The 18,129-nt window shown below is 39.4% G+C and carries 16 protein-coding genes; 11 read left to right on the top strand and 5 right to left on the bottom strand.

The features are described from left to right. Positions 1-167 precede the first annotated feature (167 nt). The 3 genes from AW17_RS03980 to AW17_RS03970 are packed head-to-tail and all read right to left on the bottom strand — an operon-like array spanning position 168 to position 3,298. Entirely contained in the window at positions 168-659 is a 492-nt protein-coding gene (locus tag AW17_RS03980; RefSeq protein WP_029274825.1) for a gliding motility lipoprotein GldH, read from the bottom strand. Further along, entirely contained in the window at positions 628-2,148 is a 1,521-nt protein-coding gene (locus AW17_RS03975) for a PSP1 domain-containing protein (RefSeq protein ID WP_029274824.1), read from the bottom strand. Before AW17_RS03975 ends, AW17_RS03980 begins: the two co-directional genes overlap by 32 nt. Position 2,149: 1 nt before the next feature. Then, on the bottom strand, positions 2,150-3,298 hold the full coding sequence (locus tag AW17_RS03970) for a DNA polymerase III subunit (protein WP_029274823.1): 1,149 nt from the start codon (positions 3,296-3,298) through the stop codon (positions 2,150-2,152). Positions 3,299-3,619: 321 nt separating this feature from the next. Between AW17_RS03970 and ruvX the strand changes: the two genes are divergently transcribed. The 7 genes from ruvX to AW17_RS03935 all read left to right on the top strand — a co-directional run bounded on the left by ruvX (position 3,620) and on the right by AW17_RS03935 (position 8,640). Continuing rightward, positions 3,620-4,036, top strand: a complete 417-nt coding sequence (gene ruvX, locus AW17_RS03965) for a Holliday junction resolvase RuvX (protein ID WP_025141594.1) — start codon at positions 3,620-3,622, stop codon at positions 4,034-4,036. A gap of 7 nt (positions 4,037-4,043) precedes the next feature. Then, positions 4,044-4,679, top strand: a complete 636-nt coding sequence (locus AW17_RS03960; protein WP_029274822.1) for an O-methyltransferase — start codon at positions 4,044-4,046, stop codon at positions 4,677-4,679. Positions 4,680-4,781: 102 nt separating this feature from the next. Then, a complete protein-coding gene (locus AW17_RS03955) occupies positions 4,782-5,459 on the top strand; it encodes a glucosaminidase domain and LysM peptidoglycan-binding domain-containing protein (protein WP_029274821.1) in 678 nt (225 codons plus the stop codon). A gap of 97 nt (positions 5,460-5,556) precedes the next feature. Next, positions 5,557-6,399, top strand: coding sequence for a glucosaminidase domain-containing protein (locus AW17_RS03950; RefSeq protein ID WP_029274820.1), 843 nt, complete (start codon positions 5,557-5,559; stop codon positions 6,397-6,399). 48 nt (positions 6,400-6,447) lie between these two features. Further along, the gene (locus AW17_RS03945; protein WP_029274819.1) at positions 6,448-7,200 is read left to right on the top strand and encodes a hypothetical protein; all 753 of its coding nucleotides are present in this window, start codon (positions 6,448-6,450) and stop codon (positions 7,198-7,200) included. Continuing rightward, on the top strand, positions 7,197-7,520 hold the full coding sequence (locus AW17_RS03940; protein ID WP_029274818.1) for a hypothetical protein: 324 nt from the start codon (positions 7,197-7,199) through the stop codon (positions 7,518-7,520). Before AW17_RS03945 ends, AW17_RS03940 begins: the two co-directional genes overlap by 4 nt. 94 nt (positions 7,521-7,614) lie before the next feature. Further along, entirely contained in the window at positions 7,615-8,640 is a 1,026-nt protein-coding gene (locus AW17_RS03935) for a DUF3078 domain-containing protein (RefSeq protein WP_029274817.1), read from the top strand. Between the two features lie 2 nt (positions 8,641-8,642). Here AW17_RS03935 and AW17_RS03930 read toward each other — a convergent pair whose 3' ends face one another. Then, complete coding sequence (locus AW17_RS03930) at positions 8,643-9,374, bottom strand: SIP domain-containing protein (protein WP_029274816.1); 732 nt, start codon at positions 9,372-9,374, stop codon at positions 8,643-8,645. A gap of 96 nt (positions 9,375-9,470) precedes the next feature. On the opposite strand from AW17_RS03930, the gene AW17_RS03925 reads away from it, so the two are divergent. Further along, a complete protein-coding gene (locus tag AW17_RS03925; RefSeq protein ID WP_051691624.1) occupies positions 9,471-10,460 on the top strand; it encodes a helix-turn-helix transcriptional regulator in 990 nt (329 codons plus the stop codon). Between the two features lie 64 nt (positions 10,461-10,524). Here the strand turns inward: AW17_RS03925 and AW17_RS03920 are convergent, their stop codons facing one another. Next, entirely contained in the window at positions 10,525-12,945 is a 2,421-nt protein-coding gene (locus tag AW17_RS03920; protein WP_029274814.1) for a DUF5916 domain-containing protein, read from the bottom strand. Positions 12,946-13,138: 193 nt separating this feature from the next. Between AW17_RS03920 and ffh the strand changes: the two genes are divergently transcribed. The 3 genes from ffh (at position 13,139) to AW17_RS03905 (ending at position 17,964) form a co-directional block, all read left to right on the top strand. Then, positions 13,139-14,476: a signal recognition particle protein gene (gene ffh / locus AW17_RS03915; RefSeq protein WP_029274813.1), complete on the top strand. Its 1,338-nt coding sequence runs from the start codon at positions 13,139-13,141 to the stop codon at positions 14,474-14,476. A 972-nt stretch (positions 14,477-15,448) separates the two neighbouring features. Next, entirely contained in the window at positions 15,449-16,987 is a 1,539-nt protein-coding gene (locus AW17_RS03910; RefSeq protein WP_029274812.1) for a YifB family Mg chelatase-like AAA ATPase, read from the top strand. A 347-nt stretch (positions 16,988-17,334) separates the two neighbouring features. Then, positions 17,335-17,964, top strand: coding sequence for a hypothetical protein (locus tag AW17_RS03905; protein ID WP_029274811.1), 630 nt, complete (start codon positions 17,335-17,337; stop codon positions 17,962-17,964). Positions 17,965-18,129: the final 165 nt, after the last annotated feature.

The raw sequence follows: 18,129 nt of genomic DNA, 5'->3' as shown, positions 1-18,129 counted from the left end.
GTTCCGGTAGTCCCGTCCTTTGCTTGATCCCGATAAAAAAGGCCATAAAGAAAAAATGCTTGAACCTGGATAACGCTGTCGGCCGGGTTTATTTTACGTTTAACAGTTGTACTATTTAAGCCCCCTAAACCCAATCAGAGCGGGGCTGCTTTGGCCCAAGCAGTGGTTTACTTAACTTCCTCCACGTAAAGCCCTACATCACTCACTTCCAATAGTGGATTATCGCGCATATTCTGCTCGATTTCGATCTCAAACTTACCATTTCGGGGAAAATGATAGTTAGTTAACATCGGAAGGGTATAACTAAATACATTCCCCGAACCACTGCCCAACCATTCGCCATCATTTTTGGCGAGTTTGTATTGATAACGCCGGGTGATCATCTTTTTGCCATCTTTAAAATGAGCAAGGATAAAAATATTGGCATATTTATAATCGGCGGTATGTCTAAGCTTAAAATAAATGTTATAGGCCTTAGTATTATCCTTAACCTCAAACGGTGTCGAAATATGGTTACGGTAGGTCCACCTGCGGTTGGCAATTTCTACATTACTATTAATTACGCTGGGTGTACAGCCAACAAATAGCGAAGTAATGAATAAAAAGCCAAGCAAAATTATTTGCTTTTTATTCAGCAGCAGGTTTATTTTCTGAGCCATTATTATTGTTTCGGCGGTTATTGTTTTTCCTACGGTTATTTCTGTTTTTATTTTTGCTCTGTTCTGGCTTAACACCCTCGGCCGCTACATTTCCTTCAGCTTTTACTACAGGCTTTTGTGCTTGTGGCTGCTGTTGTTTTGGCTTATTGTTTTGAGGTTTTGGCCCATTAACATGCTGTGGTTTAGGCACTGCCTGTTGGGGCTTTGGTCCGTTAGGCTGTTGTTTGCCGCCTTGTTGAGCTTTCTGCGCGCCCTGTTGAGGTTGCTGAGTCTTATTATTAGGGCCTGCATTTTTCTCTCCGGCAGGAATTCTTTCTCTTTTATTTTGGTTGTTGTTGCGGCTGTTTTTCTGATTATTGTTTTTGTTCTGGTTGTTTTTACCCCTCGAGCGTTCATCTAAACGGGTTAAACTATCCTGACCAACTACATTTTCATAATCGAAAGGTTTTTCTACTACAACTGGCGCAGCAATCTGAACGGCCTCTTCTTTTAAGTTAGGCGCTTTTTTGCCTGCCTTGTTCATTGCCATGATCTCTTTTACACGCGCAGCTTTAACAGGAATCCAGTTTTCATCACCCTGGTAACTGAACCACATGATTTTTTTGAAAATGTCGGTTTTTTGGTGACGGGCATAACCAGCCTCAGTATCAAGGTTTTCAATTCTATCGGGAATATCTTTTAAAGCATCCAAATAGGTATCTAGCTCATAATTTAAACAACATTTTAATTTACCGCATTGCCCTGCAAGCTTTAAAGTATTTAGTGATAAGTTTTGATAACGCGCCGCAGCAGTAGATACGGTTTTGAAGTTGGTTAACCAGGTTGAGCAGCATAATTCTCTGCCGCAGGAGCCAATTCCGCCTAAACGGCCAGCTTCCTGACGCATCCCGATCTGGCGCATTTCAATCCTGATACGGAAACTCTCTGCCATTTTTTTAATGAGCTCACGGAAATCCACACGTCCATCTGCTGTATAAAAGAAAGTGGCTTTGGTTTTGTCGGCCTGATAGTCTACATCACTGATTTTCATCTGTAAACGAAGATCCAAGGCTAGTTTACGGGCTTTGTGCATAGTCTCCCATTCCATCCCTTTAGCGGCATTCCATTTTTCTACATCAGCTTCTGTAGCCTTACGGTAGATTTTTTTGGTTACCTGATCGAGCGCCGTTTTACGGCGTTTCATCTGGATCCTTACGAGTTCGCCCGTAAGCGAAACGTGCCCCACATCAAAACCACCAGTTGGTCCTTCAACGGCAACAAGTTCTCCAATTTCGAGGTAAATGTTATCGTTATTAAGGAAAAACTCTTTGCGTGAGCCTTTAAATTTGATTTCTGTAACCTGAAAAGGTTTATAATTAGAAGGCATATCCAAATTAGATAGCCAATCGTGAACTTCCATTGTTTGGCAACCACCGGTGCCGCATGAGCCATTACTTTTGCATCCATTAGGGGTACAACCACCACCTGTTGAACAACTTCCACATCCCATATTAATTGTATATATATTGAATCCCCGCGGGGAGCGTTTTAAACTTGATAATTTTTACCAATTGTAAAGATACATCTAAAAACAGAATTTTCGGGTTTGCGTTTCTTTCAATGTGGTAATGTGCCTTTTCCAGTTCGCCGATTATAGCCTCTGCCATAGGCAAGGTAAGTACATGTGTACTGAGTTTTTTAGCGGTTTCGAAGGTTAGGGGGGGTAATTTCACCAATTCTTCAGCACCACTTAAAATTAAACAGCATTCGCGTAAATAATTTACGCCGTATTTTAAAAAATTCTTCTGGTTTTCTCTTCCCCACTTCGCGGCCTCGTCGGTAAATTCGATCAGATCGGGAACTTTGTTGCCAAAACCCATCCTCAACCAGGCCGTAAATGTACCCGAACTATCACTTTGCGTATCGGCAGCCAGTGCTTTTGCCTCAATTAAATTTCCATCCGCCAAAAATGAGTAATCAATAGCCTGGTGCTCGCTTAATCCCCTCGCATTCAATAAATATCCAGTTACCTCTTCCGACGAAAGTTTTGGGATTTTCACAATTTGCGTTCTGGATAAAATGGTGGTTAAAATCTGATCCTGGCTTTGTGCAATTAAAATAAATAAAGTATTTGCGGGTGGCTCTTCAATTAATTTAAGCAGCGCATTTCCGGCTTTATCCAAATATTCGGGCAGCCACATAATTAAAACCTTGGTTTCGGCTTCGAAGGCTTTATAACTTAGTTTTTTAATAATATCGTGGCACTCCGCAATGTTAATATTGGCCTGTTTATTGGCTGCATCGAGTTTAGAACGCCAGATATCCATATCGAAATAAGGGTCATGCATTAACATACCCCGCCATTCTTCCAACACATCTACAGCTGTTTTTACACTTGCAGAAGCAAAAAAAGGATAGGAGAAATGTAGGTCGGGGTGAATTAACCGTTCGTATTTTCTACAACTCGAACATTCGCCGCAACTATCATTTTCGCCTTTGTTAAGGCAATTAATGTATTGTGCGTAGGCAATAGCCAGCGGTACAGCGCCAGAACCGGCAGGCGACAAAAACAGTTGTGCATGGCTAATGCGGTTTTCCTTAACCGTTTGCACCAATTGTTGCTTCACTCTTTCCTGTCCGATGATTTCTTTAAACTGCATTTGGTGCAAAATAAGAAATAGATATGAGATTCACAGCCTCGTCATTCTGAACTTGCTTCAGAATCTGTATTTTTTAGATTAAAACGACATTTTATTTTTTAGAAAAGCAGGCTCCGGTAATGCTTTTGTTCGGTTCGGCCCCTCTTTCCGCTATATCCCAAATTGAACTAATTTGGGGATGCCGCTGCAATAGGGTTTAGATTGGTTCTGAAGAAGCCTTTTTGCTAAAAAACCCATTTCCTAAAAAACCTTACCTTTGGCTTTTATTTTTTAAACGGAGCTAAACGCTTTACGCCAAACACCCAACGCTTAACTATTTTTATGGCACGGATCCTCGCATTTGATTATGGAACAAAACGCATCGGTATCGCGGTAACCGATCCCTTGCAGATTATCGCGACAGGACTAGACACGGTGCACCCGAAAGATGTGATCGAATATGTTAAAAAGTATATGCTCACCGAGCAGGTGGAGGCTTTTGTATTGGGCGATCCGAAACAGATGGACGGTTCTCCGTCTGATTCGGCACAACATGTAAAGGGTTTTGCTACACTGCTAAAAAAATCATTCCCCGATATCCCAAGACATTGGGTTGATGAGCGCTTTACCTCTAAACTTGCCCATCAGGCCATTATGCAAAGTGGCCTAAAAAAAATGGACAGAAGAGATAAAGATCGGGTTGATACCATTGCCGCAACCATCATTTTACAATATTTTATGGAAAGTAACCGTTTATAACCAACAAATGAGCCTAATAAACGACGATTTACAGGATTTACTAATTGCCTATTGCGAGCCTGAAAGCGAATTGCTTCAACAGATAGACCGCGAAACCAATCTTAAAGTTTTAATGCCCCGCATGTTATCTGGCCACTATCAGGGCCGGGTTTTGAGCATGCTGAGCAAAATGATTTCCCCTAAAAGGATTTTAGAAATCGGCACTTTTACCGGTTATGCTACTTTATGCCTGGCTGAGGGCTTAACCAAAGACGGCCTGTTGTATACGCTGGATATTAATGAGGAATTGGAAGATATGGTGCACCGTAACTTTGCACAATCTGCATTTAATGATCAGATCAACTATATCTTAGGCGATGCCACCACCACAATAGCGGGTTTAGACGAAGTTTTCGATATTGTCTTTATCGATGCCGACAAGAAAAATAATGGCACTTACTACGATCTGATTTTTGATCGCGTTCGTCCAGGCGGGGTTATCATTGTGGATAATGTATTATGGAGTGGAAAAGTACTGCAGGAGAAACAGGATAAAGACACCAGAAATATTACTAGTTTTAATGATAAAATAGCTGCAGATGAACGGGTTGAGAAACTGATATTACCTGTTCGCGATGGTTTGTTTGTGATTAGGAAAATATAAAAATCGTCATTGCGAGGCACGAAGCAATCTTAAAGCGTTGGGTTGACTAGCGATCATTGTAGGATTGCTTCGTGCCTCGCAATGACGGAAAATATAAAAACCATGACTAAAAAAATCTTTACTTTTTGTCTGCTCCTTTTAACAGGGATTGTTGCAAGAGCGCAAGATACGGAAGAATATATTGCAGAGCATGTAGAATATGCACAGGGTTTAATGCACGATCATAAAATTCCGGCCAGCGTTATTTTAGCTGTTGCCATACACGAATCGGCCGCAGGAAACAGTAAAATCGCACAACACCTTAATAATCATTTTGGAGTAAAAGGCCCGAATAACAATGCCGAAATCCGTTCATCCTATCGCGATTACCTAAATGCGGATGAATCTTACAGCCATTTTGTAGAAATTATGGAAACCCGCAAGCCTTTTAATAATCTTTTTGAAAAATACGATCAATATGATTACAAAGGCTGGGCTTACGGAATCCGCCGTTGCGGTTACGCCAGCAGTAGGAGCTGGGCCAGCCAGGTAATTGACTTAATTAAAAAATACGACCTCTACCAATACGATGAAAGACCAGAGGGATATGAAGAGCCAGTTTATGCAGCACCAGTGCGCCACCGCAGCAAAGGCAGCAGAACAGCTAAAACTTATACCGTAAAATCTGGAGACAACCTGAGTATAATTGCCAAAAAGAAAGGCACCACCGTTAAAGCCCTGATGCAAAAAAACGGCATAAAAAAAGCGAACTTAAAACCAGGACAAAAGATTAAGTTTTAAGTCCATAGTCATGAGTCTTAAGTCTAATTTCCAGTTTGCAATTTGCAGTTCACAGTTAACCAATTTAAACAATTAACCGATTAAACATCACCATATAATGCGTTCATCCAACCATCTTATCCTATTAGCGGCAACCCTCCTATTTTTTAGCTCTTGCGGTACGCGGAAATTTTCTAAAAACAACAAACAAATCGAAAAAGCAGCCAACAAGGCCAACAACAATTCGTACAAAAGTTACAATACCCTAAGTTATATCGACGAATTTAAAGGCGTTGCGGTAGAAGAAATGAATGCCAACGGGATCCCTGCAAGTATTACTTTGGCGCAGGGAATTTTAGAATCGGGCAGCGGAAATAGCGATCTGGCTAAATATGCCAACAACCACTTCGGTATTAAATGTACATCAGATTGGAAGGGGAAAAACTATTTCAGAGATGATGATCAAAAAAACGACTGTTTTAGGGTGTATAAGGATGCCCGCGAATCTTTCAGGGATCACTCTGAGTTTTTAAAACGCAAACGTTATAGCTTTCTCTTCCAGTTGGATAAAAACGACTACAAAAGTTGGGCACAAGGCTTAAAAACAGCGGGATATGCCACCAATCCAAAATATCCGGATCTGTTAATCAACACCATCGAAAAATACCAGCTTTATCAATACGATCAATCGGAAAGCGAAAAGCAAAAGATTGCCCGGGAGGATCGTGTCTTTTCAGAAATCAACCAGAATATCCCGCAGGAAAAGGCTAAATTTACGCCAGTGGAAACCCCACCTGCCGGAGCTAGACCCATTCTTGCCGATGGTACTTATACCGTTGTTAAAGGAGATACACTCTACAATATTGCAAAACGTTTTAATTTAACAGTTGATCAGTTAAAAATGCTGAACGAAATGAGCACCGACGCCATTAAACTGGGTCAAATACTTAAGGTTAAATAATGTTAAGTACAAACATAGCCTGCCAGATATTTGTAGTTTTGTAGCTTAATGAAATTTTTTCTTCTCTTTATACTTGCTTTCGGCTGCTCTACGTTGCTTCATGCACAGAATAAACCTGTGCAGGGAATTGTTATTGATAAAGAAACAAAGCAGCGTTTGGCCAAGGTTTATATTTATAACATCCGTACAGGCGATGGTTTATATAACAATACGAAGGGTGAGTTTAGTACCTTTGCGCTGCCTGGTGACACCTTAGTTGCAGCTTTATCGGGCTATGGGGTAGATACTATTGTTTTTAAGGGACAAACTGCCGCATACTTTCAACTGAGATCGTTGGGCATAAGACTGCGCGATGTACTTATTCAACAAAAAAGATTAAGTCCGCAACAGCAATACGAAAAAAATGTTCAGGAATATCGTTACCAAACCATGAAAGGAAGTAGTAAAGATTTATTGAATTTAGGTAACGGCGGTGTTGGTTTAGGTATCGATGCGATCTATAATCTGTTAAGCAAGCAAGGAAGAAATGCTCGCCACCTTCAAAAAATCCTGGAAAAAGACTATCGTGAAGACCTGATCGATTATCGTTTCAGCGCCAGTCTGGTTAGCCAGGTATTAGGTATAAAAGATGCTGAGCTCATTGATTTTATGCAGCAATACCGCCCAACTTATCAGTTTGTGCTCAATGCTACTGATTATTCTTTTAACCAGTTTATCAGAAATGCCTATAAAAGCTACAGGTTAAACCCGAAAGCACTACAATTGCCCCCATTGCCTAAAATAACCATCGATAAGCTTTGAAAGCGCCAATCATCATCGTTAAAAAACTTCCGGCAGCAGGCATGGCAATTTTTCCATTCATCCTGTTAAAATCGCCGCGGTTTAAAAACGATCTTATCATTATTAACCACGAAAAAATCCATTTACGCCAGCAATTAGAATTGCTTATTTTCCCTTTTTATATTTTATATCTGGTTAACTACCTGGTTAATCTTATTAAATACCGGAACCACGATTTAGCCTACCGTAACATCGTTTTTGAGCAGGAAGCTTATGAAAATGAAAATGATTTAAATTACCTAAAAAAGGATAATTGGTATGGCTGGTTTAAAAAGATCTGAAACAACAGTTTTCGCCCCCAATTCAATTGTCAATCTGACAATCATTTTGTTAAATGCTTTTTATCTCTAAAATTTTTCGTTTTCTTTGTAGGCAATGAAGAACTGTTTAGCTGCCATAATCCTGATTCTAAGTTTCTGCTCTACCAAATTATATGCACAGGAAATTGATACTATTCCGATCAATACAAAAGACCTGAATATAAAGTTAAAGCGTAGTCCTTTGCCGAGCAGACAAGGACCATTAAACTTTGAACCGGTAAAAATTAAGCCTTTGGTGGTAAACGCCAAGATTAATTATTGGAAAACAAGAACCAACATCGGTATCAATGTTAACCAGGCCCAGTTTAGTAACAACTGGAAAGGTGGGGGTACCAACTCTGTGGCTGTTGGTGGCTTGCTAAACTGGAAAGCAGAATATAATAAAAACAGCTATAGCTATATCAGTGAACTTGTTTTGCAATATGGTAAAATCAAAAATAAAGATCAGCTGCAAAAGAAAACCAACGACCGTATTTTTTGGGACAATAAAGCGTCTTTCCAACTCTCTAAAAGCTGGTTCTTTTTCGGATCGATAAGTTTTGAATCTCAGTTTGATAAAGGTTATTCTTACAACGTTACAAACGGACAAGAAACCGCTACGCTAATTTCAAAATTTATGGGTCCGGGTTATTTAACAGAATCTATCGGTTTCGAGTACAAACCGGTTAAATATTTTTCTACCCGTATAGGTACCGGTACAGCGCGCCAGACTTTTGTTTTAGACGAAAAGCTTTTTCTTGATCCAGTTGATAATACCAAGCCACCAAAAGCCAGTGTTTATGGTGTAGCGTATGGCAAAAAAGTACGTAATGAGCTGGCTTTTCAGATTGTAAGTGCATTTGATAAGGATATATTTACCAATACCAATCTTAAAGCACGTTACCAGATGTTCATTCCCTATAAGGATTTTATGATGAGCAATATTGATCACCGCTTAGATGTTGCATTAACGGCAAAAATCAATCGCTTTATGAACACGAGTTTAACTGGCGTACTCTTGTTCGATAAGGATACAGGCACGAACAAAATACAGGCGAACCAAACTTTAGCGTTGGGTTTTGGCTTTACCTTTCCCAGATAGGTTTAGGCGCCACCAACCTTACCGATTTCCCAATATGGCATCGTAACAATCTGCTTAAAGCTTACTCCCCTTTGCTTTAGGTACCTTTTAAACAACTGTACAGATTTTGCTCTTCCTGTTAGGTAAAAAGTAGCATTTTGCCACATTTCCCAGCACATGGGGTGCATATTTTCCATCCAGTTGATGGCATTTTTAGCAGGAGTATCCACATCAGAAGGCACCACATCGATCAACAGATTTAGCTGCTCTGCAGCGCAAAGGTTTTCTTCCTGCAGCTCTAAAATGCCAAAATATTCCACATCCTCATCTACCACTTTTTTCCCAAGCGATTCGTATAAACCCAGGCTGGTTTCATCACCAAAAAAGAAATGCTGGTTAGATTCTTCCTTATATTTAATCCTCGCACGGTCTAGAATAAGCTTTAAAGTGTCTCTTTTCTGAATGTTCACGGCAAGACTGTGCCCTGGCCCTTGTCTGTTTAAATAAAAGATAACTTCGCAGGTTTCTTCCATTTGATTAAAGGCAGATAGGGTATAATGTCTGTACTCGTTTGAATTAACCCTAAACAGCACTTCCATTCCAGGAATAAATTTGGCATCGAAAAAATCGCCTTTAAAAGTAACGCACTTTAAGTTGCTGCTCAACATTTTAGTTTCTACAACTTCTACCTGATATATTTTATTGCTGATCACTTTTTCCATAGTGTTGGCCAGCCATGATGGTAATTTTGGCATCGTATTCTTTTGTTTAGTAACTTTGAACAAAAGTAGTTGTCTAACAAACGCATCTTTTTATACCAAAAGGATTAAAGTTTATATCAAAAGGATTTTATGGCTTTAAGCATTTATGATGGTGACGATAAATACTATATTGTTGGTAACAAGTTCGACAATAACGAATTTAATCAGGCACTGGTAACCGAAAGAAGAGACAAATACAGCTTTCCCTTTGGCGATGCAGAGATTGTGGAGATCGCTTTTTCGGGTATTTACATTGTTTACGGCGATATGCTTGTGAAAAAGAGCCGCCTGCGCATTAAATCTTTTGATGAGCCAGATATGGTTGAGCTTCATTTTTCAATTACAGGCGGCGGCATTATGGAAAATTACCTCACCAACAAACGCCTGGATATCAAAGCCAATCAGCACAATATTATTTACAGTCCTGATTTTGATGGGATGGCAGAATTTTCGGTAGGGGGGCCGCATAAATTTTTCGAGGTAAATTTCGAAAGATCACGTTTTGTTGATTTAACTGGCGAAAGCAGCACTTTGCTAAAAAACTTTGCCGACAAAATTATGAACAACCGTTCGGTAGAGCTTTCATCAGAAAACCTGCCCATCAGCTTAGCCATGCACAGTTGTATAAATGATATTATGAACTGCCAGTTTACCGGTGGATTAAAGCTCTTGTTCCTGCAGTCTAAATGCCTCGAACTTTTGGCATTACAAGCCCAGGCTTTTGAACTTGCAGCAAAAAAAACCGACACTTCTACTATTAAATCGACCTACGATAAAGACCGCATTTATTATGCACGCGAATATTTGTTAGCCAATGCCAATCATCCGCCATGTTTAACTGAATTGGCAAAGGTTGCAGGCATAAACGAATTTAAACTGAAACAAGGCTTTAAAGAGGTTTTCCAGAATACCGTTTTTGGCTATTTAAGCGATTATAAATTAATGCGGGCTAAAGAACTTCTGGCCGATAGCAGCAAAAATATCAAGAATATTTCCGACGAACTGGGCTATTCTTCGGTACAGCACTTTAGCAGTGCTTTTAGTAAAAAATTTGGTGTAAGCCCGGGGAAAGCAAGGTAAGGTTAGTCCTTAGTGCACATTTCCTAGCCTTGGGTTTAAACCCAAAGCTAGGAACGGCCAAAACTTAAATCTTTTTCCTTTTTTTCTTTAAATCGAGATAATCAACATAATATAAAACCTTTACAGAGAGGCTGTTATTCTGAGGGGCATTTAAAATTCCGCTCAGGTTTTTATTATAACGTTGCGTATAAAAAGTATCATAAGTTTCGGCCGCATCCTTGTACGAAACAGAAAGGGTGCTACCGGGTGCAAATTGCCAGGTATAAATCAAATCAATATTAAACACATTATAGTTTCTATCCATCGCGGTTAATGTTGGCCCTTGATAATCGGTTAAATGGCCATCAGGCTGAAGCAGGTAAAATTCTTTATTTCTTCTATCACTCCAATAATGTCTTAGTACAACGGTTAGCCCCATTAAGTTGGTAAAGGTATATTTAGCATCAAATGAGTTTTCTACCGTTCTGCGGTCGTATTTAGAGAAAATGGCTTGATCTCCCTGTGCGGTTACCCAGTTTACATAGTTGTAATTCGGGTTAAAATTCAGGTCTAAACCAAAAGCAATCTTATCATTTACCCTCAGGTTCTGGAAAAAGTAAAAGTTGTACTGTTTACCACCAAAAAGTTGTTGCTCAAAATAGCGCACATTTCCACCAAAATTATAGGCTTTAGCACGGTTGGGATTTATATACAAGGCAACACCAAAATTTCCAGGCGCCTGATACATTTGTCCATTTCGAGCTTCGTAAAAGTCGTTCCCTTTTCTATCTACGCTTAAATCAAACTCTGCCGACCATTGATTTTTAAACTGAACCCAATACCCTGCATTTGTACTGGTTTTTTGGTAAGCACTCGGTATTGCTCTGCGAGAATAATTCAGATTTAGCCAACTTTCAAATTGATTATACCATTTGCTTGGCTTGTATACGTTATAACCAATACTAATCCGCTGATCTAAAAAGTTGTTATTGGTAAAGAAACCCATATCTGATGGATCAAATTTATCATCTGCATATACCTGATTGTAGCTCCAGGTAAAATTGCCGCTCTGTTTTCCAAACCTTAAGGTGTAGCTATAACCCGTGCTCGATTCTTCACCCCGTAAATAGCTCATTTTGCCCCCGCCATTTACGAAATATTTATTGCCTTTATTGTTTAAACTGAAAAGCAGGGCACTCACATTGGCATCATAAGCAGAACCTTGTCTAAGCACATTTGTGTTTATAAACGTAGCCGAACTGTTATTTTTTAACGACTGATCGAAAACCAGAATGTTATAATTGGTGAGCGGTTGCGTTTCTACCATACGAAGGTTGCCCTGAGCATCCTCTACCTCGGTTTCCATGCTATTGGTAATGGCATTAAATATCCCAATACCCAGGCCTTTTGCTGTCCGTCCTGAAATTTTTGTGGCGTTTAATACCTTGGCTTCAGTTTGATCTTTTACAATTTTATCACTGCCTACCCCGCTGTAATTATAATAGGATGGAATAGAACCAATGCGCTTCGAATAAAACAGGTCGCCTTTGTTAAACAATTCTGTTCCTTCGGTAAAAAACTGTCGGTTTTCATTAAATTTCACCTCAAAAGGAGTGAGGTTCAGTATCCGGTTATCGGATTGCACTTGCCCAAAATCGGGCACTAAAGTCATGTCCAGCGTAAAACTATTGTTGATTCCGTATTTAACATCCATCCCCCCGTTAAACCGAGAGGTTGTGTTTTTTATCCCGGGCAAATTAACCGGATAATGATTTACATAAGCTGAAATATATGGCGAAAAAGATAATCTTAACGGAGGTTTAACATCTTTTATTCCCATCCACAACCCCTCCTGATTGATAAAACCATTTACTTTAGGATCTACAAAATTCCAAAATGTCTGCGTATTGCTCCGCTGTATCCTGCGGCTAAAATTCAAACCCCAGTTCTGGACATCCTTACTAGAGAAACGCAAGGCCGAATAAGGGATCTTCATTTCGCAGGTCCAGCCTTTATCATCAATTTTAACAGCACTTTCCCACACAGCGTTCCAGCTTGCATCTTCATCACCCACCTGCGAGTATTTGGCATCAAACTGAACACCGGCAGCGGTAACGAAAAAGCCATTTCCATTCATCTTATCATAAAAGGGATCGACAATAATTGAAATGAAATCGGCATTGCCAATATTATCTCTCGAAACCAACTCGTGCGAAACACTGTCAGGGTGATCGTACATCCGGGCATAAACATAAATCGCAACATCATCATAAAGCACCTTCATTTCTGTACGCCGATCATGAGTTTCTATCTTTCCGGGTTGTGGCCTGATCTGAATAAAATCAGTAGCAATTGGAACATTATTCCAGCACTCATCATTTAAAATACCATCTATTTTGGGGCTTTGCAGTGTTCTTTTTGCTTCCAGTTGGCGCTGTTTCGAAATATCCTGGGCTTGGGAAAAAGCACAAATAAATATAAAAAAAAGGAGGATGCAGCGTTTCATTCGTTTAGGTTAGTTAGGTATAAGACCGTGCCTTAAACAAAATGTTGCACCAAAAAAAAAAATTTAATATTCATCTTCCTAAAGTTTTGACTTTGAGTTGCTAAGATTTACAAGCAAAATTTGATACATTTGCCTTTTATTAAAAACAAGTAGCTTTTTGCCTTTCGGCATGAAGCTTTTAGCTTAAAAAAAGATGTTTGATAATTTACAGGACAAGCTAGACAGAGCATTTAAAGTACTAAAAGGACAAGGCAGCATTACGGAAATCAACGTGGCAGAAACCATGAAAGAAATTCGTAAAGCATTATTAGATGCCGATGTTAACTATAAAACAGCAAAAGCATTTACCGATGATGTGAGGCAAAAAGCTTTGGGGCAAAACGTGCTTACAGCCGTTTCTCCAGGTCAATTGCTTACCAAAATAATGAACGATGAACTTGCAGCCTTAATGGGTGGTGAAGTTACAGAGTTAGATACTAAAGCAAATCCTACCATTATCTTAATTGCTGGTTTAAACGGTGCAGGTAAAACTACTTTCGCAGGTAAACTGGCTTTGCATTTAAAAGGCAAGGGAAAAAAACCTTTATTGGTTGCAGGCGATATGTACCGCCCGGCGGCTGTAGATCAATTGGAGGTTTTAGGAACCTCGGTTGGTGTTTCAGTTTATGCTAACCGTGCATCAAACGATCCTGTTGGCATTGCTTTAGAAGGTATTGCACATGGTAAAGAAAATGGAAATAACGTAATCATTATAGATACCGCAGGTCGTTTAGCGATCGACGAATCTTTAATGAACGAAATATCTGAAGTTAAGTCCAAAACTCAGCCGCACGAGATTTTATTCGTGGTGGATTCGATGACCGGTCAGGATGCGGTAAATACAGCCAAAATATTTAATGACAGGCTTGATTTTACAGGCGTTGTTTTAACCAAATTAGATGGCGATACCCGCGGTGGGGCAGCGCTTTCAATTAAATCGGTAGTAAACAAGCCAATTAAATTTATCGGTACCGGCGAGAAAATGGAAGCACTTGATGTTTTCTATCCAGACCGTATGGCATCGCGTATTTTGGGTATGGGTGATGTGGTTTCGCTTGTTGAACGTGCACAGATGCAGTTCGATGAGAAAGAGGCAGCAGAACTTCAGAAAAAAATCCGCAAGAATAAATTCGATTTCAACGATTTCTACAACCAGATTCAGCAGATCAAGAAAATGGGTAATATGAAAGATTTGATGGGTATGATACCGGGTGTTGGTAAAATGATGAAGAATGTAGATATCCAGGACGATGCCTTTAAATCAATCGAAGCCATTATTAATTCAATGACCCCATTTGAAAAAGAAAACCCAGATAGTATCCAGCAAAGCCGCCGTTTACGTATTGCAAAAGGTTCGGGCAGCAAGGTAGAAGAAGTTACTAAGCTGATTAAGCAGTTTGAAGATATGCGTAAAATGATGAAGCAGTTTTCTAACCCGGCAGCCGCAGCAGCAATGATGAAAGGTATGCCTAAAATGCCATTTGGCAGGTAGTTTAGAAGGGTTAGGGTAGAGGGTTTAGGGCGTAAGGCCTTATTCTTCGTGAAAATACAAATCCCGATCGCAACCTACAGCGTCATGCTGAACTTGTTTCAGCATCTTTAAAATAATACAAATCCTGGTCAGTAATGGTTGGGATTTTTTGTTTTATAGGTTTTGGAAATGGGGGCTCAGTATTCCATAGGGGGTTTTAGCCCTGCTTTCCCTGCTGCCGATAGAAGGAATCGGCATTCGTCCAATCAGGTTTATTTAACAGCGGTTGGTGAATCGCCTCGCTAATAGATACTAAGAGCCTGTTTAATTTCATTGTAAATTATTAATAACCTGAGTTCGATTATTAAATCTCATTTTGTGGCGTTTTAATCAAGTTTTCTGTTAAGACGGTCGTCACCCTGAATTTATTTCAGGGTCTTTCACGCTAAAAAGATGCTGAAATAAATTTAGCAGGACGATAAAGCTGGATTAGGCGTGTATAAGATATGATTTTCAGCTAATAATTATCGAACTCAGGTTAATATGTCAGTCTGTCCAAAGGACTCCTGTGGAGAGCGTAGTCGAGGACTCGTTTTTCGGTATATTAAAAGCGATCGACTCTGCTATCATTGACAGGCTCCAATAGAATGGTCGTCATTTCGACTGTAGCGCAGTCCCGAACTTTCGGGAGAGAGATCTTTGTACCAAGTTATTGAATCAAAGTTAAAAGATTTCTCCTCCAAAGGAGTTCCTTTGGAACACTGCGGTCGAAATGACGATACTTCAAGACCATTCACCGGCTTTATCCATCTGTCATTCATATTGATTTTGTGAAATAAATTACCCCTCAGTGTGACAAAAATGTTAGATAAGTAAAATAATTGTATCAAATTTAAACAGGCTCTAAAACTTGATCTTTTTTAAATAATCTGTATATTAGAATCAATATTCATCCCGAATAATTTACATCCGAATTTATTTTAATCAAAATCAATGCTTGTAAAAACATACGGGAGTGCTGTTTATGGCGTAAATGCACTAACCATAACAATCGAAGTGAATATTAGCGCAGGTACAAAATACTATATGGTAGGCCTGCCAGATAATGCCGTAAAAGAAAGTCTTCAACGTGTGGCCAGCGCCATTAATATTTCGGGGTTCCGTATGCCGAAGCAGAAAATTGTAGTCAATCTAGCACCTGCAGATATCAAAAAAGAAGGTTCATCCTACGACCTCCCAATAGCCATAGGCATTTTAGCCGCATCTGGGCAAATTCCTGCCGACGAACTGGACGACTATTTCATTATGGGCGAACTTTCTTTAGACGGTACCATTCAGCCCATTAAAGGCGCCTTACCAATCGCGATCCAAGCACAGCAAGATGGTTTTAAGGGCTTCATCTTACCGAAACAAAATGTTCGCGAGGCTGGCATTGTAAACGATTTAATTGCCTATGGCGTAGAAAACCTGGCTCAGGTAATCGCTTTCTTTAATAAGAGCGAAACACTAGAACAGGTTAAAATCAATACGAAAGAAGAATTCTTAAAAAACATCAATAATTACGAACACGATTTTGCAGATGTTAAAGGCCAGGAAAATATTAAAAGAGCATTGGAAATTGCCGCAGCGGGTGGTCACAATGTTATTTTAATCGGTCCGCCGGGGGCAGGCAAAACCATGTTAGCCAAGCGCCTGCCAACTATTTTACCCCCCTTAAATTTAAATGAAGCTTTAGAAACCACAAAAATCCACTCCGTTGCCGGAAAACTTTCTGCTGCCGATGCTTTAATGACGATCCGTCCGTACCGCTCGCCACACCATACCATTAGCGATGTTGCTTTAGTGGGCGGGGGAATGAACCCGCAGCCTGGAGAAATATCGCTGGCCCATAACGGTGTTTTGTTTTTAGATGAGCTACCTGAGTTTAAACGTACTGTTTTAGAGGTAATGCGTCAACCTTTAGAAGACCGTAAAGTGGCCATTGCAAGGGCAAGGTTTTCGGTAGAATATCCGGCCAGCTTTATGCTGGTGGCCTCGATGAATCCCTGTCCATGTGGTTTTTACAACCATCCGGAGAAAGATTGTGTTTGCGCACCAGGCGTGGTTCAAAAGTACCTGAGTAAAATATCCGGACCGCTTCTAGACAGGATTGATCTTCATGTAGAAGTAACGCCGGTTAATTTTACAGAATTAGCCTCCACAGCCGACACAGAAAGAAGCAACCGCATTAGGGAACGTGTAATTAAAGCCCGAGAAATCCAGGACAAACGTTTTCTTGATAAAGAAGAATTGCACTGCAACGCCCAAATGAGTCCGAAAATGGTGCGTAAAGTATGCCAGATTAGCGAAGCAGGTACTACTTTATTAAAAACCGCAATGGAAAGGTTAGGTTTATCGGCCCGTGCTTACGATAGGATTTTAAAAGTAGCCAGAACCATTGCCGATTTAGCCGGAAGTGAAAATGTAGAACTCGAGCATTTGGCCGAATCCATCAATTACAGGAGTTTGGATAGGGATGGTTGGGCAGGATAACAGCCAAGTCGTTTATCCCTCAATAGCTTTGGAAATAAGCTTATTTGATTCATTTTTTACTGAAATAATAACTCAACTATAAGATTTACTTGGTATAAACAATATTAAGCCATGGATAATAATTACTCCCCGTTAAACCAGTAATCGAATGTAGATTACTCATTTAAAACATAGTACGAATTGAACAATTAGGTTAGACACTTATTAGCCTACACCTAGTTAATATAATTCCTATTTTTGGATACTGAAAGTCACAAAAAATGCTTATACAATGTTGGTTTTATCTATCTTAGCATGAAATAGGTTTAACTTTAAAACTTTACTTTGAGGTAGCGCTTCCTAAACAAATGAACGAACAATTACAATATTATCTTGAAAGTCTAGAAATGATAGGTGATTCAAATCCCTTTTCAGGACTAGTTCCTGTCCAAGATATTAAATATATTGTTAATTCGAGTGCAGAAGAAATAATTGCAATTGAAAACGCAAGTAAGTATAAAGCTAATTACGTATACTTCAGAAGATTTAAAGACAGGCCTTCAGTCGCTCAAATTTATTTATACGATTACACTGAAAACCTAAGCATTGATCAGACTGAATTGATAAATTTACATAAGCAGCTTTATAGTTCTGGTCAAGTTCCAATGTTCTTTATTTTTACAAAGAAGGATGTAATAATATTTAACTGCTTCGAAAGACCTTCTGATGGAAACGAATTAATTTATAAACCATTAGCGACTATTAGTATAGCAGCTCAATTATCTAGTCAAATTGAGAAAGAAAACTCAATTAAGTTGAGAGATTTTTCAGGTAAATCTTTTGATAATGGGTCTTTTTGGGAAAATTCTCATTACAGTAACGAATTTCAACTAAGTAATAGTGCCTATGAAAAATTGCTATTTGAGCTTAAACAAGCTCTAATAGATATTATCGAAAATAATATACTACCAAATAATTTTGCTCGAAAAATTATGTAAGCTAACACTACAGTGCATCTTGACGAGAGCTATCACGGTTTATAAATTTGGCTTCATAAAATATTATTATGGAGCTACAACCAATCAAACCGCGTCGGGCAGTACGCTTTCGCAGCAAGCAGGAAATTATGAACTTGCTGGAGAAATATGAATCTTTAGAAAAGC

Source organism: Pedobacter borealis DSM 19626, from assembly GCF_000708285.2.
Classification (GTDB): domain Bacteria; phylum Bacteroidota; class Bacteroidia; order Sphingobacteriales; family Sphingobacteriaceae; genus Pedobacter; species Pedobacter borealis.
The sequence above is the reverse complement of the archived record's forward strand: the minus strand, read 5'-3'. Positions and strand labels throughout refer to the sequence as shown.

What these genes read in the sequence shown, in the direction of transcription:
- ffh (WP_029274813.1), top strand. Translation starts at nt 13,139, where the DNA reads ATGTTTGATAATTTACAGGACAAGCTAGACAGAGCATTTAAAGTACTA.
- AW17_RS03910 (WP_029274812.1), top strand. Translation starts at nt 15,449, where the DNA reads ATGCTTGTAAAAACATACGGGAGTGCTGTTTATGGCGTAAATGCACTA.
- AW17_RS03925 (WP_051691624.1), top strand. Translation starts at nt 9,471, where the DNA reads ATGGCTTTAAGCATTTATGATGGTGACGATAAATACTATATTGTTGGT.
- ruvX (WP_025141594.1), top strand. Translation starts at nt 3,620, where the DNA reads ATGGCACGGATCCTCGCATTTGATTATGGAACAAAACGCATCGGTATC.
- AW17_RS03980 (WP_029274825.1), bottom strand. Translation starts at nt 659, where the DNA reads ATGGCTCAGAAAATAAACCTGCTGCTGAATAAAAAGCAAATAATTTTG.
- AW17_RS03945 (WP_029274819.1), top strand. Translation starts at nt 6,448, where the DNA reads ATGAAATTTTTTCTTCTCTTTATACTTGCTTTCGGCTGCTCTACGTTG.
- AW17_RS03955 (WP_029274821.1), top strand. Translation starts at nt 4,782, where the DNA reads ATGACTAAAAAAATCTTTACTTTTTGTCTGCTCCTTTTAACAGGGATT.
- AW17_RS03920 (WP_029274814.1), bottom strand. Translation starts at nt 12,945, where the DNA reads ATGAAACGCTGCATCCTCCTTTTTTTTATATTTATTTGTGCTTTTTCC.
- AW17_RS03935 (WP_029274817.1), top strand. Translation starts at nt 7,615, where the DNA reads ATGAAGAACTGTTTAGCTGCCATAATCCTGATTCTAAGTTTCTGCTCT.
- AW17_RS03905 (WP_029274811.1), top strand. Translation starts at nt 17,335, where the DNA reads ATGAACGAACAATTACAATATTATCTTGAAAGTCTAGAAATGATAGGT.
- AW17_RS03970 (WP_029274823.1), bottom strand. Translation starts at nt 3,298, where the DNA reads ATGCAGTTTAAAGAAATCATCGGACAGGAAAGAGTGAAGCAACAATTG.
- AW17_RS03960 (WP_029274822.1), top strand. Translation starts at nt 4,044, where the DNA reads ATGAGCCTAATAAACGACGATTTACAGGATTTACTAATTGCCTATTGC.
- AW17_RS03950 (WP_029274820.1), top strand. Translation starts at nt 5,557, where the DNA reads ATGCGTTCATCCAACCATCTTATCCTATTAGCGGCAACCCTCCTATTT.
- AW17_RS03930 (WP_029274816.1), bottom strand. Translation starts at nt 9,374, where the DNA reads ATGCCAAAATTACCATCATGGCTGGCCAACACTATGGAAAAAGTGATC.
- AW17_RS03975 (WP_029274824.1), bottom strand. Translation starts at nt 2,148, where the DNA reads ATGGGATGTGGAAGTTGTTCAACAGGTGGTGGTTGTACCCCTAATGGA.